20 protein-coding genes are annotated in these 21,981 nt (G+C 71.3%); 11 read left to right on the top strand and 9 right to left on the bottom strand.

What is annotated here, in order from left to right:
* Nucleotides 1–120: 120 nt before the first annotated feature.
* Nucleotides 121–1,116: an AurF N-oxygenase family protein gene (locus ABEA24_RS21630; RefSeq protein ID WP_345432784.1), complete on the bottom strand. Its 996-nt coding sequence runs from the start codon at nucleotides 1,114–1,116 to the stop codon at nucleotides 121–123.
* A gap of 10 nt (nucleotides 1,117–1,126) precedes the next feature.
* Nucleotides 1,127–1,762, bottom strand: coding sequence for a TetR/AcrR family transcriptional regulator (locus tag ABEA24_RS21635; protein WP_345432785.1), 636 nt, complete (start codon nucleotides 1,760–1,762; stop codon nucleotides 1,127–1,129).
* A 133-nt stretch (nucleotides 1,763–1,895) separates the two neighbouring features.
* On the opposite strand from ABEA24_RS21635, the gene ABEA24_RS21640 reads away from it, so the two are divergent.
* The 6 genes from ABEA24_RS21640 to ABEA24_RS21665 all read left to right on the top strand — a co-directional run bounded on the left by ABEA24_RS21640 (nucleotide 1,896) and on the right by ABEA24_RS21665 (nucleotide 10,249).
* Nucleotides 1,896–2,150 (top strand): hypothetical protein, encoded by a 255-nt coding sequence (locus tag ABEA24_RS21640; RefSeq protein ID WP_345432786.1) that lies wholly within the window; start codon nucleotides 1,896–1,898, stop codon nucleotides 2,148–2,150.
* A 238-nt stretch (nucleotides 2,151–2,388) separates the two neighbouring features.
* Nucleotides 2,389–3,291 carry an esterase/lipase family protein gene (locus tag ABEA24_RS21645; RefSeq protein WP_345432787.1) on the top strand — a complete coding sequence of 301 codons (903 nt, stop codon included), beginning with the start codon at nucleotides 2,389–2,391 and terminating at the stop codon, nucleotides 3,289–3,291.
* Between the two features lie 303 nt (nucleotides 3,292–3,594).
* Nucleotides 3,595–6,045 (top strand): S8 family peptidase, encoded by a 2,451-nt coding sequence (locus ABEA24_RS21650; protein WP_345432788.1) that lies wholly within the window; start codon nucleotides 3,595–3,597, stop codon nucleotides 6,043–6,045.
* A gap of 101 nt (nucleotides 6,046–6,146) precedes the next feature.
* Nucleotides 6,147–7,358, top strand: a complete 1,212-nt coding sequence (locus ABEA24_RS21655; RefSeq protein WP_345432789.1) for a pyridoxal phosphate-dependent aminotransferase — start codon at nucleotides 6,147–6,149, stop codon at nucleotides 7,356–7,358.
* A gap of 169 nt (nucleotides 7,359–7,527) precedes the next feature.
* Nucleotides 7,528–7,887 carry an ArsR/SmtB family transcription factor gene (locus ABEA24_RS21660; protein ID WP_345432790.1) on the top strand — a complete coding sequence of 120 codons (360 nt, stop codon included), beginning with the start codon at nucleotides 7,528–7,530 and terminating at the stop codon, nucleotides 7,885–7,887.
* Between the two features lie 274 nt (nucleotides 7,888–8,161).
* Complete coding sequence (locus ABEA24_RS21665; protein WP_345432791.1) at nucleotides 8,162–10,249, top strand: ATP-dependent DNA helicase; 2,088 nt, start codon at nucleotides 8,162–8,164, stop codon at nucleotides 10,247–10,249.
* A 23-nt stretch (nucleotides 10,250–10,272) separates the two neighbouring features.
* Here the strand turns inward: ABEA24_RS21665 and ABEA24_RS21670 are convergent, their stop codons facing one another.
* The 4 genes from ABEA24_RS21670 to ABEA24_RS21685 form a co-directional block, all read right to left on the bottom strand.
* Complete coding sequence (locus ABEA24_RS21670; RefSeq protein ID WP_345432792.1) at nucleotides 10,273–11,973, bottom strand: AMP-binding protein; 1,701 nt, start codon at nucleotides 11,971–11,973, stop codon at nucleotides 10,273–10,275.
* A gap of 142 nt (nucleotides 11,974–12,115) precedes the next feature.
* Nucleotides 12,116–13,150 carry an aminotransferase class V-fold PLP-dependent enzyme gene (locus ABEA24_RS21675; protein ID WP_345432793.1) on the bottom strand — a complete coding sequence of 345 codons (1,035 nt, stop codon included), beginning with the start codon at nucleotides 13,148–13,150 and terminating at the stop codon, nucleotides 12,116–12,118.
* A gap of 31 nt (nucleotides 13,151–13,181) precedes the next feature.
* Nucleotides 13,182–13,667, bottom strand: coding sequence for a MarR family winged helix-turn-helix transcriptional regulator (locus ABEA24_RS21680; protein ID WP_345432794.1), 486 nt, complete (start codon nucleotides 13,665–13,667; stop codon nucleotides 13,182–13,184).
* A gap of 52 nt (nucleotides 13,668–13,719) precedes the next feature.
* Complete coding sequence (locus tag ABEA24_RS21685) at nucleotides 13,720–14,373, bottom strand: helix-hairpin-helix domain-containing protein (RefSeq protein WP_345432795.1); 654 nt, start codon at nucleotides 14,371–14,373, stop codon at nucleotides 13,720–13,722.
* A 192-nt stretch (nucleotides 14,374–14,565) separates the two neighbouring features.
* Between ABEA24_RS21685 and ABEA24_RS21690 the strand changes: the two genes are divergently transcribed.
* The gene (locus ABEA24_RS21690; RefSeq protein ID WP_345432796.1) at nucleotides 14,566–15,645 is read left to right on the top strand and encodes a DUF4192 domain-containing protein; all 1,080 of its coding nucleotides are present in this window, start codon (nucleotides 14,566–14,568) and stop codon (nucleotides 15,643–15,645) included.
* Between the two features lie 279 nt (nucleotides 15,646–15,924).
* On the opposite strand, the gene ABEA24_RS21695 is transcribed toward ABEA24_RS21690, so the two are convergent.
* The gene (locus ABEA24_RS21695) at nucleotides 15,925–16,851 is read right to left on the bottom strand and encodes a LysR family transcriptional regulator (RefSeq protein WP_345432797.1); all 927 of its coding nucleotides are present in this window, start codon (nucleotides 16,849–16,851) and stop codon (nucleotides 15,925–15,927) included.
* 109 nt (nucleotides 16,852–16,960) lie between these two features.
* Here ABEA24_RS21695 and ABEA24_RS21700 point away from each other — a divergent pair, with 109 nt between their 5' ends.
* Nucleotides 16,961–17,575 (top strand): LysE family translocator, encoded by a 615-nt coding sequence (locus ABEA24_RS21700; protein ID WP_345432798.1) that lies wholly within the window; start codon nucleotides 16,961–16,963, stop codon nucleotides 17,573–17,575.
* 8 nt (nucleotides 17,576–17,583) lie between these two features.
* On the opposite strand, the gene ABEA24_RS21705 is transcribed toward ABEA24_RS21700, so the two are convergent.
* A complete protein-coding gene (locus ABEA24_RS21705; protein WP_345432799.1) occupies nucleotides 17,584–17,934 on the bottom strand; it encodes a hypothetical protein in 351 nt (116 codons plus the stop codon).
* A 195-nt stretch (nucleotides 17,935–18,129) separates the two neighbouring features.
* On the opposite strand from ABEA24_RS21705, the gene ABEA24_RS21710 reads away from it, so the two are divergent.
* Together ABEA24_RS21710 and ABEA24_RS21715 are read left to right on the top strand one after the other, a co-directional pair.
* Complete coding sequence (locus ABEA24_RS21710; RefSeq protein ID WP_345432800.1) at nucleotides 18,130–19,272, top strand: polysaccharide deacetylase family protein; 1,143 nt, start codon at nucleotides 18,130–18,132, stop codon at nucleotides 19,270–19,272.
* Between the two features lie 159 nt (nucleotides 19,273–19,431).
* Entirely contained in the window at nucleotides 19,432–19,953 is a 522-nt protein-coding gene (locus tag ABEA24_RS21715) for a DUF1707 and DUF4870 domain-containing protein (protein WP_345432801.1), read from the top strand.
* Here ABEA24_RS21715 and ABEA24_RS21720 read toward each other — a convergent pair.
* Nucleotides 19,931–20,521 carry a pyridoxamine 5'-phosphate oxidase family protein gene (locus tag ABEA24_RS21720; protein WP_345432802.1) on the bottom strand — a complete coding sequence of 197 codons (591 nt, stop codon included), beginning with the start codon at nucleotides 20,519–20,521 and terminating at the stop codon, nucleotides 19,931–19,933. The genes ABEA24_RS21715 and ABEA24_RS21720 overlap by 23 nt on opposite strands.
* 93 nt (nucleotides 20,522–20,614) lie before the next feature.
* Between ABEA24_RS21720 and ABEA24_RS21725 the strand changes: the two genes are divergently transcribed.
* Nucleotides 20,615–21,979 (top strand): FAD-binding oxidoreductase, encoded by a 1,365-nt coding sequence (locus ABEA24_RS21725; protein WP_345432803.1) that lies wholly within the window; start codon nucleotides 20,615–20,617, stop codon nucleotides 21,977–21,979.
* Nucleotides 21,980–21,981: the final 2 nt, after the last annotated feature.

Genomic DNA, 21,981 nt, shown 5'->3' on the forward strand with positions numbered 1-21,981 from the left:
CAGAGTGCGCCTCGCAAGGCGGAGGAGGGAGGCAGCCTGGTTTTGGCTGCCGACCGACGACAACGCGGCGAGGCGCGCTCTGGACGCCGCGCAGCCGGACGTAGATCCACCGGGCACCCCCTAGCGGGCCGCTCGGGCCCGGCGCGGTTTCGGGGTGTCCCAGAGGCCGACGACCTTCCACACCCGCGTGCTGACGCGGTTCAGCAGGCCGAGCTCGGCGGCGAGGTCGCGGACCTTGGCGACGCAGTTCTTCAGCTCCGCGGCCCAGGCGTCCGTGCGGTACGCCTCGCGGACGACCTCCTTCGGGATGCCGAAGTACTTCACCATCGGACCCGGGGGAGTGAGCATGATCCGCGCCATCCGGCCGAGGACCAGGGGCGTGGCCACGGCGAGCGCCCGGCGGCGGGCGGGGTGCATCGCGGGCACGCGGTGCCGCAGGTAGTGGCGGGCGAAGGAGATGTGCCGCGCCTCCTCGGCGATGTGGATCCGCATGATCGTGTCCTGCAGCGGATGCAGCCCGTCGCCGTCCTTGATCGTCTTTCGCTGGACGTAGTCGATGGGGTCCTCGCCGCCCAGCACGAAGATGAAGAACAGCTCCGTCGAGATCCGCGGGACGTGCGGGACGACCTGGGCGAGGAGGTCGAGGGCCTTGGGTATGCCGCGGATGGGCATCTTCGTCCGGTTGACGAACTCCTGGAACATCATCGCGTGCTGACATTCCTCGCTCGTCTCATGCAGGACGTAGCGGAACTCCGGGGACCCGTTCGGCAGCCGGTAGGCGTAGCTCAGCAGCCCGCGCTTGAGCAGGTTCTCGAACTGCAGGCCGATCTTCATCATCGTGGCCACGCGCCACAGGCCGATCCGGGACTGCACGCCCGGGGGCTGCGAGCGGTACCACTCCGTACGGCCGAGCGGGTCGACCGGCGGCAGGATCCAGCGGGGATCGTCGGGATCGACCGCGAAGTCCGGGTCGCCCCAGGGGATGTCGGCGTAGGCGTCCCAGTGCTTGTCGACCGACGCCTTCGACAGGCGCTCGATCACACTGGTGTAGGCCGCGCGGTCCGAGGCCGTCGCGTGGATCTCCTCGTCCAACGTCTTGCTCGGGGGATTGGGCATGACTCCTCCCTCAGGGGATGAGCAGGCGGGCCAGGCTCTTGACCTGTGTCAGCACCGCCGCCTGGTGGCCGTTGGCGTCGTCGTCGAGGGAGTTCTGCAGCGTCAGCCCGACGAACATGGCGAACACGGTCCGGATGAGCGTCCCGGCGGTCCCCTCGTCCACCGACTCCGGGAAGAGCCGCTGGAACTCCTCGAGGATGACCTGGATGATCCGCTCGTTGATGCCGATGCTCAGCTCGCGCAGCGTCTCGTCCGTGCGGGCCGCCATCGCCAGCTCCATGAGGGCCAGCGCGGGCGCCTGCCGGAAGATCTCCCACAGCAGGTCCAGCGCGCCCTCGACGTTGCGGCGCTCTGCCGGCAACGCGGCGAACGCCCGCTCGAAGGCGAGCCGCTGGCGCTCCAGCAGGTGCTCGAGCGCGGCCGCGACCAGCAGCATCTTCGTGGGGTAGTGGTGCTGCTGCGCGCCCCGGGAGACGCCGGCGCGGCGGGCCACCTCGGTCGTCGAGGTGCTCGACCAGCCCAGCTCGGCGAGGCACTCCACCGTCGCGTCGAGCAGGCGGGCCTGGGTCTCCGCACGCCGCTCCTCCTGCGTACGGGGAGCGCGGCGCGGCACCCGGCCGTGACGTCGGCGGCTGGTCACTGACATGCCTCGACGGTAGACGCCGACAAACATGCAATCAAGCCTGCTTGTTTGTTGCGCCGATCACACTATTGGACCCGGCGTACAAGACCGGGCCACCCTGGACGGGCGCCGGGCGGCCCGGATCGTGGGTCAGTGGTTGCGGCGTGACGCGGCGGAGACCGCCGGGTGGCGGCCCGCGGCACGGCTCGTCCACGATCCCCGTCTCGGCGACTTCGCGGCGACCGCACCGTCCTGCGGACGACCGCACCTGCTGTGGCGGCGCTACCACGCCGGGACCGAGGACGGCGCCCTGTTGATCAACGCGCTGCGCCGGCGGCCGGTGCTGTGCTCCGTCGTCCCGGAGGGGCCGCCGGCGTCACCGTCGGACGCTGCCCGGACCACGGGACGGTGATCGTCGCGGGCCCTGATCCATCTCCGTGAGACGCCCCCGCGAGGCACCCATGAGGCCCCCGCGAGGCACCCATGAGGCACCCGTGAGGCGGCCCCGCTCCTGGTCACGTGGACGGACCGGTGGCCGAGCTGTTTCGGCCACCTTTGCCGGATAGCGGGCGATATGATCACGCGGCCGTCGACCGGTGACGGCAGGGGAACCGGGGGAGCACATGCGGGGCGGATCCGGCGGATCGAAGATGGTGAGGGTCGCCGTGGCGGGCGCGGCGGTCGCCGGGCTGACGGCCTCGGGCTGCGGGGCGCCCGGGCGGGCCCGGGCGGCGGCGCACGAGGTCGCGTCCGGGGTGCCCAAGCGGACGGACAACCGCACCGCTCGCGTCTATCTGGTGCACGGCGTCAGCACCAAGGGCGACAACGACTGCGCCTCGACCTGGCGGGCCGCCCTCTGGTCGCTGAAGCGCGACGGCTGGAAGGGCGCCCTCTACACCGTCGGCTACTACAAGGGCGACCGGCACTGCGGGGTCTCGGTGCCCGGCCGGAGCGGCCACACCCCGAACACCTCCATCAAGGAGCTCGGCCGGACCTTCGCCTGGCTCGTCTACGACCGTGACACGCGGTACGGCCGGTCGGTCGACGTGGTCGGCCACTCGATGGGCGGCCTGGTCGTACGGGCGGCGCTGACCGGCGTACAGAAGCACGTGAAAGGCTTCCCGTCCCGCCTGTACATCGCCAACGTCGCCACGCTCGACAGCCCGCATGCCGGGAAGCTCCACAGCGGCTGCACCTCGCTGGAGTGCAAGCAGATGCAGGGCAAGGACGGCGGCGCCCTGCTGCGCTGGCTCGGGCAGAACCCGCAGTCCACGCAGGGCACCGACTGGACGCTGATCGGCTCGGACGCCGACACCAAGGTACCCACCTCCTCGGCCCTCGGCATGAAGGCGGGCCACAAGGTCCGTTACGCCGAAGACGAGCACCTCAGCCACGGCGGCGTCGCTCTGCGCCCCGACCCGGGCCACCCGGCCCGGCAGGGATACCACCTCTGGTACTGGAAGTCGACGCGGCCCGGGACGCACGAGACCAAGGACGGCTGGGCGCCGCTCCACATGGTCGAGCAGGCCCTGTACTACTGGCAGAAATGGTGACCGGCGGGGTCGTCGGAGTCGGCCGCGCCGTTGCGCACGGCACTGTACGAGGGCGTGGCGCGCATGCGCCGAAGCGAGGCCGTCGCACGCCGAAATTCGTCTGAAGTTGACAGCCGCGCACCGGCGGGTGCCCTGCGGGAGACTCCTGACCGGCGGTCGCCGAGGCCGTCGAAGTCCGCTTCGAACGCTTGCTTGGCAGAGTTTGCCGCCAACGCCCCGAAGTCGGAGGGGCTGACGAACCGGGTCGGAAACACCGAGGGGTTAAATTGCGGCGAGCATGATCAATGATCTTGTGGAGGTCCGGTGGGAAGACCCCCCGCGTTCCGTGCCCTGTTCACAGCCCTCATCCTCCTGACCCTCTCCGCCACCGCGATCCCGGCGGGAGCGGATGCCCGCAAGCCGGTGCCGGCGGGCAACGGCGCCCGCAACCGGTTCAACGCGGCTCCGCCGGCCGCGAAGCGCCGGCCGGCGGCCAAGCCCCGCCTTACCGACGCGAAGAAGCCCCTGGCCCAGCGGACCGGATTCGTGCCCGCCGCGGCAGGCAAGGGCGTGACCGGCCAGTACATCGTCACCCTCCGCCCGACGGCCGACCTTCAGAAGAGAGGCCGCGCGCCGATGGCCGGCGACCTCGCCGCGCGCTATCACGGCAAGGTCGGCCACGTCTACCAGGGCGTCTCCGGGTTCGACGTCCGGATGACCGACGCCCAGGCCCGTCTCCTCGCCCAGGACCCGGCGGTGGAACGGGTGGAGCAGAACCAGAAGGCGGCACTGGAGGACGACACCTACACGGTGCAGAACCCGCTCAACTGGGGTCTGGACCGCATCGACCAGCGGGACCGGCCGCTGAGCTACAGCTACTCCTTCGCGACCGACGGCAACACCCGGAAGATCTACGTCATCGACTCGGGGATCGCCAGGGCTCACAAGGAGTTCCAGTTCGGTACCTCGTCACGGGTCACCTTCGGCACCAACACCACCGGCGACGGCAAGGACACCGACTGCAACGGCCACGGCACCGCGGTGGCGAGCGTCGCCGCCGGCAACAACGTCGGCGCGGCGGAGGCCGCCGCCATCGTCGACGTGAAGGTCGTCGGCTGCGCGGACGACAGCGGGTCGACCCTCACGCTGATGCGCGGGGTCGACTGGGTGACCCAGAACGCCCCCAAGGGGTCGTACGTCAACATGAGCGTCACCGTGCCGCGCAGCTCGGAACTCGACGACGCCGTCTCCGCCTCGATCGCCAAGGGGATCACCTACGTGGTGGCGGCGGGCAACCAGGACGAGGACGCGTGCAACCGTTCGCCGGCGGCCACCCCCGGGACCATCACGGTGGGCGCGAGCACCAGGAACGACGCCCGCGTCACGGGCACCAACGTCGGTGGCTGCATCAACCTCTTCGCCCCCGGCGAGAACATGCTCGTCGCCGACTACGAGAACCTCTCCGGATACACCAGCAAGAGCGGCACCTCCTTCGCCGCACCGCTGGTCACCGGCGCGGCGGCGTTGACGCCCGCCGGGCTCAGCCCGGCCGACGTCCGCGGCAAGCTGATCGCCGACGCCAGCGAGGACCGGCTGACCGACATCGGCGCGGGCTCCCCCAACCAGCTTCTCTACATGGGCGCGGAAAGCCGCAAGACGTGCACGCTGACCACCAAGAAGGTCACGTCGGTCGAGCGCGACACCGCCCACACGAACATGTTCTACAACTACGCCCACCAGAACGACGGATGGACCGGCGGAGACGGCACCTACTCCCTCGGCGGGCTGTACGGCCACGGCCGCCTGTGGATCTTCTCCGACACCTTCTTCCCGCCGGTCAACAGCGACGACACCCGGCCGCGCAGCGCGCCCATGATCAACAACTCCATCGTCGAGGAGACCAGCAGCGGCCTCACCACGCACTATCAGGGCACGAAGGCCGCCCCGGTGCCCAACATGCCCCCGGCGGAGTCCGACACCTGGTTCTGGGCCGGGGCGCCGCACAACAGCAAGGGCGACCTCCAGATCATCTACCAGAAGTACCGCCGGTTCGGCAGCGGCCAGTGGGACTGGGGCTGGGACAGCAACGTCCTCGCCGATTTCAAGAACGACAACCTCACCGCGCCGATCTGGCTGAAGCGCATGCCCTCCGAGCACGGCATCGCCTGGGGTACCTCGATCAGGGAGACCGAGGACGTCAACGAGCCGTACACGTACATCTACGGCGTCGAAGACGTCCACACGGGGCCCGTGGACGACCCGACCGGCGTCTACAAGTACCTGCACATCGCCCGTGTCCCAGGCCGTGACCTGTCGGACACCGGCAGCTGGCAGTACCTCGACGAGCACGGGGACTGGATGCCCTCCGAGGAGTGGTCGGCCCGGCAGATGATCGCCGGTACCGGCAACTACCTGCCGGTGAGCAACGAGTTCAGCGTCTCCACGCTGGATGAGGACTACCTCGTGACGCAGGACAGCAGCGAGGCGTTCAGCGGCAAGATCATGCTCTACAGCGGGTGTTCGCCGAGCGGCCCGTTCGGGGCACCGACCCAGCTGTGGACCACCACCGAAGGCGGCCCGTGGGGTGACTACGGCAACGGCAACGTCTTCACCTACAACGCCAAGTCGCACGACTCCCTGTCCAGCGGCGCCTTCCGCTTCGGCGCCACCCTGACGATCTCCTACAACATCAACAGCATGAATCCCGACGACCTCTACGCCGACATCAAGCTCTACCAACCTCGGTTCATCAAGGTCGAGGTCTCGGATCCCTGACCGGAGCCGCCGTGTGCCGCCCGGGGACGGTGCCCGGGCGGCACGGGCGCGGCCCGGTAATCCCCACGACGGCCGCGGGGGCGCCCCGTTAGGGTGTCCCCATGCAGGTCAGCCAGTCGGACAAGCTCGCCAACGTCCTCTACGACATCCGAGGACCGGTTCTCAAGCGCGCCATGGAGCTGGAGGCACAGGGGAACCGGATCCTCAAGCTGCACATCGGCAACCCCGCGCCGTTCGGCTTCGAGGCTCCGGACGAGATCCTCCAGGACGTCATCCGCAACCTGCCGGTCGCACACGGCTACAGCGATTCCAAGGGCATCCTGTCCGCTCGCCGGTCCGTCGTGCAGCACTACGAGCAGCAGGGGTTCACCGGGCTCGACGTCGAGGACGTCTACCTCGGCAACGGCGTGTCCGAGCTGATCGTCATGGCCCTCCAGGCCCTGCTGAACAACGGCGACGAGGTGCTGATCCCGGCGCCGGACTACCCGCTGTGGACCGCCGCGGTGTCCCTCGGCGGCGGCACGCCGGTGCATTACCTCTGCGACGAGGCGCAGGGCTGGATGCCCGACCTCGCGGACCTCGAGGCCAAGATCACCCCGGCCACGAAGGCCATCGTGATCATCAACCCGAACAACCCGACCGGCGCGGTGTACTCCCGCGAGATGCTGCAGGGCGTGGCCGAGCTGGCCCGGCGGCGCGGCCTGCTGATCCTCGCGGACGAGATCTACGACCGGATCCTGTACGACGGCGCCGAGCACGTCTCGATCGCGCCGCTCGCCCCGGACGTGCTGTCCCTGACCTTCTCCGGCCTGTCGAAGGCCTACCGCGTCTGTGGCTTCCGTTCCGGCTGGATGGTGGTGCACGGGCCGACGGAGCACGCGGAGTCCTACATCGAGGGTCTCGACATGCTCGCCAACATGCGGCTGTGCCCCAACGTGCCGGGCCAGCACGCCATCCAGGCGGCGCTCGGCGGGCACCAGAGCATCAACGACCTCATCCTTCCCGGCGGCCGCCTCCGCGAGCAGCGCGACCGCGCCTGGCGGCTCCTCAACGAGATCCCCGGCGTCAGCTGCGCCAAGCCGTCCGGTGCGCTGTACGTCTTCCCGCGCCTCGACCCGGAGGTCTATCCCATCGAGGACGACCGGCGGTTCGTGCTGGAGCTCCTGGACGAGCAGCAGATCCTCGTCGTCCAGGGCACCGGGTTCAACTGGCCGTCGACCGACCACCTCCGGATCGTCACGCTCCAGCACGCCGACGACATTGAAGAGGCGATCGGCAGGCTGGGAGAGTTCTTGGCCGCCCGCCGCGCCTGACCCGTGCGCAGGGCGATCCCCGGCCGAGCGCCGCAGCCGGGCCCGCGCCTCGCCCGCCGCGGCCCGTACGCGGAACCGCGGCGGGCGGCGGGCTCACCGGGGGATGGCGAACGGGCCCACGGCGGCGGGTCGCGCCGAGCGCTTACAGTGTTCGATGGAGGTCGACCAGATGAGTGTACGACGCGGATCGAACACCGAGCCGTCCGAGCCGTCCGCGCGGGCCCGTGGGCTGACGCACCGGCATCCCTCCGAGGTGCCGCTGCAGGACGCCCTGGACGCGGTCGCCGACCCCGTCCGCCGCGCGATCCTGCGCGAACTCGCCGGGCAGCCGGACTGGACCCGCGCCTGCGGCACCTTCGACCTGCCGGTGTCGAAGGCGACCCGAAGCCACCACTTCGCGGTGCTCCGCGACGCCGGGCTGATCGAGCAGCGCGACGAAGGGCCGCGCCGGTTCAACCGGCTGCGGCGCACGGAGTTCGACGAGGCGTTCCCCGGTCTCCTCACCCTGGTCCTGGCCGAGCATCCCTGACGGCGACGCCCAGGGAAGGCGCTTCTCCGGCGGCGAACGGTCCGTGTCGCCCGGACGCATCTGACGGCGGCGCCTGGGAAGGTGCGGCCCCGCCGGCGAACGGTCCGTGTCGCCTGGGAGGGCGCGGCTCCGGCGGCGAACGGTCCGTGTCGCCTGGGAGGGCGCGGCCAGGGCGGGGAACGGTCCGTGTCATCTGGGCGCACCTGACGGCGGCGCCTGGGGAAAGCGTGGCTGTGGCGGCGAACGGTCCGCGTCGACCGGTAGCGTTGAGCGGGTGGCCGACGACCTCCTCGACTCCTCTGAAAAAACCGACGTTCCGGACGTCGGACCCCTGCTCGCCGCGGCCGTCGCCGGCGTCGGCGGCGCCGAGCGGCCCGGCCAGGTCAAGATGGCCGAGGCGGTCGCCCACGCCATCGAGTCCGGGGAGCACCTCGCCGTCCAGGCCGGCACCGGCACCGGCAAGTCCCTGGCCTACCTCGTTCCGGCCGTCCGGCACGCCGTCGCCGAGAACGCCTGCGTGGCCGTGTCCACCGCGACGATCGCGCTGCAGCGCCAGCTCGTCGAACGCGACCTGCCGCGCCTCGCCGAGTCGCTGACGCCCCTGCTCGGCCGCGAGCCGGTGTTCGCGATCCTCAAGGGCCGGCGCAACTACCTGTGCCTGCACCGGCTGCAGGTCGACGAGCCCGACGACCCGGACGAGATCCTCTTCGACGCCCAGTCCGTCTCCGCCACGGGCCGGCAGGTCCAGCGCATCCACGAGTGGGCCGAGACCACCGAGACCGGCGACCGCGACGAGCTCGTCCCCGGGGTCTCCGAGCAGGCGTGGCGCCAGGTCGCCGTCAGCGCCCGCGAGTGCCTGGGGGCGCAGCGCTGCCCGTTCGGCACCGAGTGCTACGCCGAGCGCGCCCGCGACAAGGCCGGCGACGCCGACGTCGTCGTCACCAATCACGCGCTACTGGCCATCGACGCGCTGGAGGAGTTCCAGGTCCTCCCCGAGCACGACGTCGCGATCATCGATGAGGCGCACGAGCTCGTCGACCGGGTCACCTCCGTGGCCACGGCGGAGCTGTCCGCGTCGGCCGTGGAGTTCGCCGCGCGCCGCTGCGGCCGCCTCATCGAGGACGACCTCGCCGACCGGCTCAAGGAGGCCGGGGAGGCGCTGCAACCGATCCTCGCCGACACCGCGCCGGGCCGCTTGGACGTCCTGCCCCAGGCCCTCGGCGCGACCCTGCTGCCGATCCGGGACGCCGCGTACGCCTGCGCCACCGCGCTGCGCACCACCCTGAAGACCACCGGGGACGACGCCGAACGGCTCGGCGCGGGCCGGGCCGCGCTCACGGCGCTGGAGGAGATCCACGACACCGCAGGGCGGCTCCTGGAGACGTTCGAGACCGACCTGGCGTCCCGGCACGACGTCGTCTGGCTGGACCGGCCCTTCAACGAGGACTCGCGGCGGCCGACCGCGCTCCGCGTGGCGCCGCTCGGCGTCGGCGGGCTGCTGCGCGAGCGCCTCTTCGGCCGCCGTACGACCGTGCTCACCTCGGCGACCCTGTCGCTGGGCGGGTCGTTCGAGCCGCTGGCCCGGCAGTGGGGCCTGCCGCCGCTCGGCGCCGCGACGGACGGAGCGGCGGAGGCCGCCGAGGCGCCGGACGGCGACGAGCCGGAGAAGAAGGACGCGGGGGAACGGCCGTTGCGGTGGTCGGGAATGGACGTCGGCTCGCCGTTCGACCACGCCCGCAGCGGCATCCTCTACATCGCGCGGGGGCTGCCGCAGCCGGGCCGCGACGGCCTGCCCGAGGCGTACCTCACCGAGCTGACCGAGCTGATCGAGGCCGCCGGGGGCCGTACGCTCGGCCTGTTCTCGTCCATGCGGGCCGCCAAGCAGGCGGCCGAGGAGCTGCGCGGCCGCCTCACGCACCCGCTGCTGTGCCAGGGGGACGACTCCACGTCGCAGCTCATCAAGCAGTTCACCGACGACGAGGCGACCTGCCTGTTCGGCACGCTGTCGCTGTGGCAGGGCGTCGACGTGCCCGGCCCGTCGCTGCGGCTGGTCGTCATCGACCGCATCCCGTTCCCGCGCCCGGACGACCCGCTCTCCTCGGCCCGGCAGCGCGCCGTCGCCGCGCACGGGGGCAACGGCTTCATGGCCGTCGCCGCGACCCACGCCGCGCTACTGCTCGCGCAGGGCGCGGGACGCCTGCTGCGCTCCATGACCGACCGCGGCGTCGTCGCCGTCCTCGACCCCAGGCTCGCCACCGCCCGCTACGGCGGATTCCTGCGCTCGTCGCTGCCGCCGTTCTGGACGACGTTCGACTCCGAGAAGGTCAAGGCCGCGCTGCGCCGTCTCGACACGGCCGGCTGAGACAGGCCGCGGGCTTCACGAGGTCAAGAGAGCGCGTTCTCCTCCCGGAGCACCCGGCGCAGGACCTTGCCCAGCATGTTGCGGGGCAGCGACGAGCGGAACTCCACGAAGGTGGGCACCTTGTACCCGACGAGATGCTCCGCGCAGTACGCCCGCACCTCATCCGGGCTCAGCCGGTGCGACTGCCCAGGGATGATGTACACGGCGACCGCCTCTCCATGGCCCGGGTCCGGCACGCCGATGACGGCCGCCTCTTCCACGGCTGGATGGGCGAGCAGGACCGCCTCGACCTCCGAGGGGTAGACGTTGAACCCGTCGACGATGATGACGTCGCGCTTGCGGTCGATGAGGGTGAAGAACCCGTCCGGGCTCATCATCCCGATGTCGCCCGTCCGGTACCAGCCGTCGGGTGACAGTGCCTGCGCGGTCTCGGCGGGCTGGCCCCAGTACCCGGCGAAGACCTGCGGGCCGCGCACCATCAGCTCGCCCGGATAGCCCACCGGGAGGACACGGAAGGGGTCGTTCTCGTCGACGATCTGCGCCTCCGTGCTCGGCAGGGGAGTGCCGACGGACACGTGCCGGGCGTTGCCGTCGAGGGGGTTGGCCATGACCACCGGGGACGTTTCAGTCATCCCGTATCCCTGGATGACGTGCCCTCCCGTCCCCGTCTTGAAGGCGTCGACCGTCGTACGGGCGAGCTTCATGGCCCCCGACACGCAGGTGCGGATCGAGCCCACCCCGGCCTTCTTCGCCTCCGGCGCCGCGGCGAGCTGCTGGAAGATCGGCGGGACGCCGGGGAACAGCGTGGGCTTGTGCTTGCGGACGGCGTCGAGAACGAGCTCCAGGTCGAAGCGCGGGATCAGGACGACCGTTCCGCCGATGAGAATCGTGCAGGTCAGGCAGAACGTCAGGCCGAAGACGTGGAACAACGGCACCACCGCCAGATTGACGTCGTGCCCCGGCCGGATCGCCGGATCCCACGCCGTGGTCTGCAAGGCGTTCGCGACGAGGTTCCGGTGAGTGAGCATGGCGCCCTTGGGTCGGCCGGTGGTCCCGCCGGTGTACTGCAGGACGGCCAGGTCGCGGAACGGGTCGACCATCACCTGCGGGTGTGCTTCGGACGCCTCGTCGAGCAGGTCGTCGAACCACTGGACGGGCTCGTCCTCGGGGATCTCGGTGCTCAGCTCGGAGGCCAGCCGACGCGCCTTGGCCAGCGGGAGCTTGAGCAGCTTCCGCTTGATGAAGGGCAGATAGTCGGGGAGAGAGGTGACGACGACGTGCTCGACCGCCGTACCGGGTACGGCCTCGCGCACCGTGTCGTATGCCTTGTCGAAGACGATCGCCACGCGGGAACCGGAGTCGGTCAGCTGGTACCGCAGCTCATCCGGGGTGTACAGCGGGTTGGTGGGAACCACCACCGCGCCGATCCGCAGCACGGCATAGAAGGCGATGACCTCCTGCGGGCAGTTGGGGAGGATCACCGCCACCCGGTCGCCCTTCCGGACACCGAGCCCGGCGAGCGCCGTCGCGAACCGATCGACCGCGTCGCGCAGCCGGGCGTACGTCATCGAGCGCCCGAGGAACTCCAGCGCCCGCTGGCCGGGGAAGCGATCGGCCGACGCGTCGAGCAGCCGCGTGAGCGGCACGTCGGGCACCTCGACGTCGGCGGGAACCCCGTCTGCGTAGAAGCGGAGCCATGGTCTCTCGTCGTAGGGTGTGCGCATTCGCCGACGATCACCACCGTAAGCAGACGAAACCTTTCAGTTACCTTCGCATCATCTGCCGCTCATTGCCCAGCGTTCGGACATATGGGATCAACTCGGCCTTTTGTCATACATGTGCGCATGGACGGCTCCGCCGTGGCGTTCACGTAAGCGCGTTCAGGGCGAGGTCCACGTCGGCGTCGGTCGTGTACAGGTGGAATGCCGCCCGCAGCCGGCCGTCCCGTACGGCCGCGCGCACTCCTGCCGCGGCCAGGCGCTCCTGGGCGCCGGGCAGGTCGACGCTCACGATCGCGCTGCCCGTCGGCGGCAGGCCCAGCCCGGCCAGAAACCGGTCGGCGAGCGCGACGTCATGGGCGTGGATCCGCTCGACCCCGATCGCGCCCAGGAGCTCCAGCGCGGGCGCCGCCCCGACGTAGGAGAGCCACGCCGGCGACAGGTCGAACCGCCGGGCCGTCGACGCGAGCCGCAGCGGCGGCCCGTAGTACGCGTGCGGCTCCCCGCTCGGCTCCTCACCGGCGTACCAGCCGGCCGCGACCGGACGGATCCGTTCCCGTACGGCGGGGGCGACGTAGCAGAACGCGGCGCCGCGCGGGGCCATCAGCCACTTGTACGCCGCGCAGGCGAGCACGTCGAACCGCCGCGCGTCGACGGGCAGCCAGCCGACCGCCTGCGTCGCGTCGGCCACCACGAGCGCGTCGTGCGCACGCGCCGCCGCGACGATGTCGTCGACCGGCGCGACCTCCCCGGTCGCCGACTGCACGACGCTGAACGCCACGAGCGCCGTACGGCCGTCGACGGCCTCCGCGACCTTCTCCAGCGGCACCGTCCGTACGTTCAGGTCCTGCACCAGCCACGGGAAGAGATTCGAGGTGAACTCCGCCTCCGGCACGACGACGTGCGCGCCGGACGGCAGCGACGCGGCCACCGGGGCCAGCTGCTGGGAGACGGCGGCGCCCACGGCGATGTCGTCGGCGTCCGCGCCGACCAGCCGGGCGAACTCCTCCCGGGCCCGTCCGGTCGAGACGTCCCAGGAGCTCCACGGCTCGTCGCCGCGCTGCCATTCGCCGAGGACCCGCCGGACCGCCTCCAGAGCGGGACGGGGCGGCAGCCCGTAGCTCGCGGTGTTGAGGTACCCCGGCGTGGGCTCCCACAGATGTACGGCCTCGTGTAGTTCCACCCGACTCAGTGTGCCGCGCCGCGAAGGGCGATCAGAGGCCGCGCGGCGCGTCGAGGTGCGCGCGGAGCGCCGCGGCGATCTCGTCCACCACGGTGAGCTGCTGCGGCGTGAGCGCGTCGATGAACAGCTCACGCACCGCGCGCAGGTGCGGAATCGACGCGGACCGGAACGCCTCGGCGCCCTCGGCGGTGAGCACGACCTCGGCCCCCCGGCTGTCGGTGGTGCAGTTCTCGCGGCGGATCAGGCCGCGCCGCTCCATACGGGCCAGGTGGTGGGACAGCCGGCTGCGTTCCCAGCCGATGCCGGCCGCCAGTTCGGAGGAGCGCAGCCGGTGCCCGTCCGCCTCGCTCAACGCGAGGAGCACGCCGTAGTCGCCCGGCGACAGCGCGGACTCGCTCTGCAGTCGCGACGTGAGCCTGGAACGGAGTGCCTCCGCCGTCTCGATGAAGTCACGCCAGACGCGCAACTCCTCGGCGGTCGGCAACACTCTCTGGCGCTCGCCCGTGCTTCCCGTCATCCGGCCCTCCTGATTGACATGTCAATCACATGGTACATAATTGACGCATCAATCATCTCGGTACGGGCGTCCGTGCCCGAACCAAGGAGCCCTCCCCATGTCCGACCTCGAATTCGGCCTCGACACCTTCGGCGACGTCCCGGAGGACGACTCCGGTGCCCTGCTCTCGTACGCAGCGGCGATCCGGCAGGTCGTGGACGAGGCCGTTCATCCCCGGCAGCGACGCCAGCACCTGCGGCGGCACGTGGTTGACGTCGACCAGCCCGCCGTCGTCAAAGCGGCGGGGCAGGTCCGGCCGCCCGATCCGCAGCTCCCAGGCCATCGCCGGGTCCTGCGCGGCCCTCCGCGCCTGACACCGGATGTCCTTGCGCTGCTCCGCCAGGTCGATCGCGTCCTGGAACGTCTCCGTCGACGGCGATGCGAAGACCTGGGAACGGACGAGGAACGCGTGGACCGTCCCCCCGAACCACGCGAACAGGAACACGACGGTGAAGACCGAGTCTCCGGCGGCCGAGTCCTCCGGTGTCGTCGAACTGATCAGCATCACGACGAACAGGGCGAGGTACGCCACCGCGGTGATCCAATACCTGGCCGTCCGCCGGTGGATCGCCGCGTATCCGAACACCGCCGGAGTGGCCAGCCCGAGCGTGAGGAAGGGCAGCAGCGCCCAGCAGACACCGGCCCCGGTCCGTACGCGCCTGTCCATGGTGTGTCCCCTTCACCCGCCAGACGGCTTTTCTTGGTTGGACGGCGGCGGAGCGCTCCGGGATCACGCGCTTCGCGAAGTCGTCCACGGACCATGCACCCGTCGCAGGGTGTCTCTCCGCCGCACGCGGTTTTCCACAATCGGGGGCAGAGGGGTGTCGGCCGGCCGGGTCCGCACGGAACGCTCGTGGTCATGAGACCGAACACACTGCGGCTCCGGTCGCCCGCCGACGTCGTCGCCGCCATCCCCTATCTCGTCGGATTCCACCCCATCGACAGCGTCGTCGTGCTGTGCTGCGGCGGCATGGACGGCACATACGCGATCCGGCTCGACTTAACGGCCTCGGACGCGCTCCTCGACCACGTCACCGACCTCATCACGCGGCGCCGGCCCGACGACGTCATCCTCGCCGGCTACGGTCCGGGCGCCCGGGTCACGCCCGTCGTCGAGCGGGTCGGCGACCGCCTCACCCGCGACGGCGTACGGCTCCGCGAGGTGATGCGCGTCGAGGACGACCGCTACTGGTCCTACCTGTGCACCGACCCGGCCTGCTGCCCGCCGGAGGGTACGTTCGTCGACGTGCGCGGCAGCGTGGTGGCCGCGGCGGCCATCGCCGGCGGCCTGGTCGCCCTGCCCGACCGCGACGAACTGGCGCGGATGATCGCGCCGATCGGCGGTGAGGCGATGCGACAGGCGACCCTCCAGGCCGAGCATCGCCTGGCCTCCTGGGCCGAGGCCGCCGCGTCCGAGACCGCTCGAGGTACAGAGAGCGACGATGAATGCGCGGGTTCGGGCGTGGCGGCGCCCGTGGGCTCGGCGGGCGCGTCGGTGGCGAGGGGAGGGATGTCGCGGCGTGTGGCCGAGGAGGGGGTGCGGCTGGTCCGGCTCCTCATCGAGCGCGCGCGGGCGGGCGGTGCCCCGCCGACCGACGACGAGGTCGCCTGGCTGGGCCTGCTGCTCGTCAACCTGCGGGTGCGCGACGAGGCCTGGGTCCGCATCGACGACGGCGAGATCGGCGCCCACATCGGGCTCTGGCGTGACGTCGTGCGCCGGGTGGCCGAGCCGTACGTCGCCGGCCCCGCCAGTCTGCTGGCGTTCGCCGCCTGGCGGGCGGGCGAGGGCGCGCTGGCCAACCTCGCGCTGGACCGGGCGCTGGCCGCCGACCCGCACTACTCCATGGCGCGGCTGCTGCACGAGCTGTTCGTCAGCGGCCTGCCGCCCTGGTCCGTGCCGCTCGACATCACCCCAGAGCAACTCGACGAGGCGAGCTGACTGTGTGCATCGCGGCCAGGAGAAATTCGACCAGGTCACCGCCGAGCGGGATCAGTGGCGCGCGAGCCGGCGCCGTCCACGGCATACGACGACGCCTCCGTCGGAAGGCGGGCGACGACGTGTCCGTTTGAGGGTGGGGGACGACGTGTCCGTCTGAGGGCGGGCGACGACGTGTCCGTTTGAGGGCGGGCGAGGGCGTGTCGGTCGGCCTGGACACCGGATCGCCGGGCATCGTCTCGGGCTTCGGGTCCAGGACTCGCGGGCGACGCGCCGCACGGCTCAATCCCAGGTGGAGCCGATGTCGCGGGCGACGTCCTGCAAGAGGTCGAGGAACTCGCCGACGAGCGGTGTCAGCGTGGTGTCGGCGGGGGTCACGGCGTGGAGGCGGCGGTGCGGTGCGGGCGGGGCCAGCGCCCGGTGGGTGGTGCCGGGCGCGCCGGTGAGAGCGAGCCGGGAGACCAGGGCGACGCCGATGCCGGTGCCGACCAGTGCCTGGGCGACGTCGTAGGACCCGGCCTGGAACCTCATCTTCGGCGTGAAGCCCGCCGCGGCCGTGATCCGGTCGAACTGCGCCCGCGCGGCGTGGCCGGCCAGGATCGTGACCCACGCCTCGTCACGCAGTCGTTCCAGGCCGATCGGCGCCTGTGGTGGGTGCTGGAGGGCGAGCGGGTGGTCGTCGGGGAGCACCACCACGAGAGGGTCGCGCAGCAGTTCGCGGACCGAGAGGTGCGGGGGCGTGGCGACGTCGGCGTCCCAGGTCGCGACGACGGCCATGTCGAGCCGGCCGGCCGTGACCTCCTCCACGCCGTGCTCGGACAGGAGGTCGGCGACGGACAGGTCGGCGTCCGGGTGACGGTGCCGGAGCGCCGTCAGCGCCGGGGGCAGCAGGTGCAGGGCGGCGGCCTGGAACGCGCCGATGCGGAGGCGCAGCGACAGGTGGCCGAGCAGGGCCGCCAGCTCGGCGGACGCCCGGTCCGTCTCCTCGTCGATGACCCGCCCGCGCGCGGCCAGCACCGCGCCCGCCGTCGTCAGCGTCGCCCCTCGCGGGCCCCGCAGGACCAACGGGGCCCGGAAGTCCCGCTCGGCCTTGGCGATCTGCTGGGTGACCGCGGCCGGAGTGAGCCCCAGGACGTCGGCGGCGCCCGACAGCGATCCGTAGCGTTCGATCAGCGCGAGCAGCCGGAGTTGCCGGGGATCGGCGAGCATTCACAAATCTTAAGACAGTCTGCTCCTGTCCTAACTTCTCTAGAGGCCATCTCGGGCGGCAGGCTGAGCGACGTAAACCCCCCCCGCCGACCGTGGAGTGTGCTGTCGCGTGCCCGCTCACCTGCCCGTGTTCGTCGTCACCACCTGGCTCCTGGCCATGCTGCCCGGGGCCGGCCAGGCCCTCATGCTCCGGCAGACGCTCGGCGGCGGTCGCCGCGCGGCCTGGGCCTGCATCGCCGGCAACGCCACCGGCCTGCTGATCTGGGCGACCGCGGCCGCGGCCGGCCTCTCCGCGGTCCTGCTGGCCAATCCAGCCGCATACCGGGCGATCCGGATTACGGGCGGGGTCGTGCTGCTCGCGTTGGGAGTGAGCACTCTGCGGGCGGCACGGGACTCCCGTACGGACGAGCCCCCCGCGCGGCGGGCGAACCGGTGGGGCGGCTACGCGGCCGGCCTCTGCACCACCCTGGGCAATCCGAAGGCGGGAGTGTTCGCCGTCTCCGTGCTTCCGCAGTTCGTCACGGCGAAAGGCCCGGTGTTCCTTTCCAGCGTGACGCTCGGGGCGGTCTGGGCGCTGGTGAACACCTGCTGGTACCTGCTGTTCACGTGGGGCGTCGACCAGGGGCGGGCCCTGGTCGACAGGCCCGCCGTCCAACGACGCCTGCGCATGCTCACCGGTGGCGTGCTGCTCCTGCTCGGTGTCGCGGTGGCCGTGGGAGTGTGACGCCCGGGTCAGAGTGAGGCGGCGCCGCCCTGGCGTTTGCGGCGCTCGTTGAAGTCCCGCATGCGCTGCGGATAGCCGGTGATCTGCACGTCGTACACCGGGAGCCGCAGGTCGCGGGCGACCTTGTGGATGACCTGCGGGGAGCCGACGCGGCGCCGGGTCCACTCACCGTCGGCGGCGATCGCCACGGCCGTTGTGTCGGTGGCGAACGTCTCCGGTTCGACGTAGAACTCCACGCCTCTGCGGCTGCGGGCGAACGCCATCAGCGACTCGATGTCGGCGTTCGTCGCCTCCCGGTCGAGAATGGTCACCTTGTTCCCCCGCCAGCGGCGAAGCCCGAAGCGATCGCCCCACTTCATCGGTCGTCCTCCCCAAGAACCCGTTGCGATCCTCTCACCCGTCGCCTGACAGGTGCCCGCGCCGGATCGCGCGATTCGTCACGTCTCTAACGCCGACCCATCGTGCAGGGTTCCAAACGATGGCACCATGCGCTTGTCGGTATTTGACCGACTAGAGATCGCAAACGCAAATATCGCATTAAGGTGTGCCCTGTCGTGCGTAGATCGCGAATCGGGGGTCTGGTGGGCTTCGTCATTCCGTCGAGGGGCAGCGGGGGCGTCACGCCGGGTCGCAAGGGCATCGCCATCGCCGTGGCCGTGCTGGGGACGGGCTGGCTCAGCGGCGTCGGGGCGCACCCCACGGCGGCCTCGTCGCAGGGTCCGCCGACCGGCGCCGCCCGTCCCGGTCCGGCCGTGGTGGCCGTGCCGCCCGCCAGGCCGGACCTCCGGTCGCGGCCCCGCATCACCGGCGGCTCCGGAGCGGCCGCGCATCCGGCCGACCTCACCGCTCGCCTCGGCTTCTTGCCCTGGCCGCCGCGAGCCGCGTCCGCCGCCGCGCGACCCAGAGTCGACTGCCGCAAGGTCAAGTGCATCGCGCTCACGTTCGACGACGGCCCCGGCCCGTACACCGCCAAGCTGCTCGACATGCTCGCCGCCCGTCACGTCAAGGCCACGTTCTTCCTGATCGGCGGCAACATCCGCGGCCGGGAGGCGATCGTGCGGCGCGAGCTCGCCGAGGGCCACGCGATCGGCGACCACAGCTGGTCGCATCCGCAGCTCAGCGCGATGTCCGACGGCGCGGTCAGGTCACAGCTGACGCGCACGCTCGGGGAGATCCACCGGGCCACCGGCGGCGGAACCCCGCTGATGCGCCCGCCGTACGGCGCTACGAACCACCGCGTCGCCGCGGTGACACGCCACATGGGCATGGCGCAGATCCTCTGGAGCGTCGACACGAACGACTGGCTGGACCGGAACTCGGCGATCGTCGCCCACCGGGCCGTGAGCTGGGCCCGGCCGGGCGGCATCATCCTCATGCACGACATCCATCCCACGACGGTGAACGCCGTGCCCAAGATCCTGGTCGGCCTGGCCCACCGCGGCTTCACGTTCGTGACGGTGCCGGAACTGTTCGGCGGCCGTGCTCTCAAACCCGGTCAGGTGTACTTCGACGGGCCCGTCCCCCAGCGGAAGAGCCCGCACGAGCAGGCGGCATCCCACCCGAAGGGCCCTCGAGGGCCGGCCGCGTCGCCTGGCGCCGGCGGCCCCGCGCTGCCGCCCGGGTCGCCCGCCGCCCCCACGCCGGGTGCACCGTCGGGCGTGGGCGCGCCGACCGGTAGCGCCCGGCCCGGAGGCTGACGGGTGCTCGGGTTGTCCGGCAGCGCCGGGCCCAGGGACTGATGCGTCGTCCGACAGCGCTGCGCCCGGAGGCGGACGCGTCGTACGGGGGCTGGCCTCAGGGGTCGATCAGGGGTCTCCCCGATGGTTCTGGAAGCCGGCGCGGCGCACGATCAAGGCATGACCACCTCCGTACCGCAAGGCGCGCTGCGCGTCTCCGCGACCGAACGTGAGCCGATCGTCGACCGGCTGCAGCAGGCCTTCGCCGAAGGCCGCATCGACAAGGAAGAACTCGACCTGCGGCTGCACCTCGCCATGACCGCGCGGACGCGCGCCGACCTGGACGCGGTCCTGGCGGACCTGGCCCCGGTGCCCGCGGCGCCCGCCGTGCCGGTGCCGGCCGGTGAGCCGACCGCCGAGCAGCGGGTGCTGGCCGCGCTCGCGCACGTCCTCGGCGGCACGACGCTCTTCCTGGGTCCGCTGGTCATGCTGTGCACGACCGCCCGCCGCTCGCCGTACGTCCGCGCTCACATCGTGACGGCGCTCAACTTCCAGCTCACGCTGCTGATCCTGACGATCGTGACGTTCGGCGTCGGGGCGATCGCGTACGCCGTCAGCTGGATCGTGTGCGGGGTCGCCGCGCTGCTCGGGCTGGCGGGGACGCCGTTCCGCTACCCGTTCACGCTTCGGCTCGTGCGCTGACGCCCGAGCCGGACGGGGCCGGGTGGTCGGGCTCGAGGGCGGGCAGGCCGTCGATGCTCGCGACGTTGCGCTCGATGCGCGGGGCCCATTCCTCGGTGGTCCGGCGGCCGTGCTGCTCGTCCAGCAGGGGCCGCTCCCCGGCGAGCTCCATGAACGGCACGGAGAAGCCGCAGGAGTCGGCGATGCGCTCGACGTCGACCACGATGACCGCCCGCGTGCCGGGGTGTCCCCCGAAACGGCCGGCGAGGGAGGCCCACTCCGGGGCGTCCGGCCGTACGACGCGCCCGGTGCCGTACAGGCGCAGGATCTTGGGCTGCCGGTCGAACGAGCAGAACATGATGGTGATCCGGCCGTTGTCGCGCAGGTGCGCGATCGTCTCCGAGCCGCTGCCGTACAGGTCGAGGTAGGCCACCGTCAGGTCGTCCAGGACCGCGAAGGTGTCGCGGTAGCCCTTGGGCGAGACGTTGACGTGGCCGCCGGCCGTCGGGGCGGTCGCCACGAAGAACATCGGCTGCGCCGCGATGAAGGCCCGAAGCCGCTCGTCGATGCGTTCGTAGAGCTTGCCCATGAGCGCCGCCCCTCGCGTCCTACACCGTCGCCGAAACCGACACTACACGCGCCCTGGCTGTAATGACCTGGACGGTGGTGAGAAGATCGACCGGTGACAGGTCACCACACCGCGGTCGAGAAGCTCCTGGCCTCCTACCGGGCCATCCCCGAGGGCACCCCGGTCCGGCTGGCGAAACGTACCTCGAACCTGTTCCGCTTCCGCGACGAGATCCAGGCCCCCGGCCTCGACGTGAGCGGCTTCGACAAGGTCCTCAGCGTCGACCCCGAGGCGCGGGTCGCCGACGTGCAGGGCATGACGACGTACGAGGACCTGGTCGACGCGACGCTGCCGTACGGGCTGATGCCGCTGGTCGTTCCGCAGCTGAAGACCATCACCCTGGGCGGCGCGGTCACCGGGCTCGGCATCGAGTCGTCGTCGTTCCGCAGCGGCCTGCCGCACGAGTCGGTCCTGGAGATGGAGATCCTCACCGGCGCGGGCCAGGTCGTGGTCGCGACCCCGGACAACGAGCACCGGGACCTGTTCTACGGGTTCCCCAACTCGTACGGCACGCTCGGATACACCCTGCGGCTGAAGATCCGGTTGCAGCCCGTCAAGCCGTACGTCGCGCTGTGGCACGTGCGGTTCTCCTCCGCACAGGAGTGCGCGGAGGCCATCGACGAGCTCGGCGCGCAGGCGGACTTCATCGACGGCACGGTGTTCGGCGGCGACGAGCTGTACCTCACGCTCGGCAGGTTCGCCGACACGGCCGCGAACGTCTCCGACTACACCGGGCAGGACATTTACTACCGCTCGATCCGCGACCGCTACGTCACGTCGCGCTGGCTGCGGCCGGACGGTCCGCCGACCGACGTGCTGACCACCCACGACTACCTCTGGCGCTGGGACACCGACTGGTTCTGGTGCTCGCGGGCGTTCGGCGTCCAGAACCCCGTGATACGCCGGGCGTGGCCGGCGTCGAAGAAGCGCTCCGACGTCTACCGCCGCCTGGTCGCCCTCGACAAGCGCCTGCAGACATCGTCGCGGGTCGACCGCTGGCTGGGCCGCCCGCCGCGGGAGGACGTCATCCAGGACGTCGAGGTGCCGGTGGAGCGGCTGCCGGACTTCCTGGAGTTCTTCCACCGCGAGATCGGCATGAGCCCGGTGTGGCTCTGCCCGCTACGGGCACAGGACAAGTGGCCGCTGTACCCCCTGGAGCCCGGTCAGACGTACGTCAACGTGGGCTTCTGGGGGACGGTGCCGCAGAAGCCCGGCCGACTTCCCGAACATCACAACCGGCTGATCGAGCGCGAGGTCGCCCGCCTCGACGGCCACAAATCGCTGTACTCGACCGCCTTCTACACCCGCGAGGACTTCTGGCGGCACTACGACGGCACGACGTACCAGCGGTTGAAGGAGGAATACGACCCGGAGCGACGGCTGCTGGATCTCTACGACAAAACCGTACGAGGCAGGTGAGT

The sequence above is a fragment of the Actinoallomurus vinaceus genome (assembly GCF_039542055.1).
Taxonomy (GTDB): Bacteria; Actinomycetota; Actinomycetes; order Streptosporangiales; family Streptosporangiaceae; genus Actinoallomurus; species Actinoallomurus vinaceus.

Bases quoted from the DNA above. Each gene is read 5' to 3' on its own strand.
- ABEA24_RS21685 (WP_345432795.1), bottom strand. From the start codon at position 14,373: ATGGACAGGCGCGTACGGACCGGGGCCGGTGTCTGCTGGGCGCTGCTG.
- ABEA24_RS21690 (WP_345432796.1), top strand. From the start codon at position 14,566: ATGAGACCGAACACACTGCGGCTCCGGTCGCCCGCCGACGTCGTCGCC.
- ABEA24_RS21695 (WP_345432797.1), bottom strand. From the start codon at position 16,851: ATGCTCGCCGATCCCCGGCAACTCCGGCTGCTCGCGCTGATCGAACGC.
- ABEA24_RS21705 (WP_345432799.1), bottom strand. From the start codon at position 17,934: ATGAAGTGGGGCGATCGCTTCGGGCTTCGCCGCTGGCGGGGGAACAAG.
- ABEA24_RS21655 (WP_345432789.1), top strand. From the start codon at position 6,147: ATGCAGGTCAGCCAGTCGGACAAGCTCGCCAACGTCCTCTACGACATC.
- ABEA24_RS21635 (WP_345432785.1), bottom strand. From the start codon at position 1,762: ATGTCAGTGACCAGCCGCCGACGTCACGGCCGGGTGCCGCGCCGCGCT.
- ABEA24_RS21660 (WP_345432790.1), top strand. From the start codon at position 7,528: ATGAGTGTACGACGCGGATCGAACACCGAGCCGTCCGAGCCGTCCGCG.
- ABEA24_RS21680 (WP_345432794.1), bottom strand. From the start codon at position 13,667: ATGACGGGAAGCACGGGCGAGCGCCAGAGAGTGTTGCCGACCGCCGAG.
- ABEA24_RS21720 (WP_345432802.1), bottom strand. From the start codon at position 20,521: ATGGGCAAGCTCTACGAACGCATCGACGAGCGGCTTCGGGCCTTCATC.
- ABEA24_RS21630 (WP_345432784.1), bottom strand. From the start codon at position 1,116: ATGCCCAATCCCCCGAGCAAGACGTTGGACGAGGAGATCCACGCGACG.
- ABEA24_RS21670 (WP_345432792.1), bottom strand. From the start codon at position 11,973: ATGCGCACACCCTACGACGAGAGACCATGGCTCCGCTTCTACGCAGAC.
- ABEA24_RS21715 (WP_345432801.1), top strand. From the start codon at position 19,432: ATGACCACCTCCGTACCGCAAGGCGCGCTGCGCGTCTCCGCGACCGAA.
- ABEA24_RS21645 (WP_345432787.1), top strand. From the start codon at position 2,389: ATGGTGAGGGTCGCCGTGGCGGGCGCGGCGGTCGCCGGGCTGACGGCC.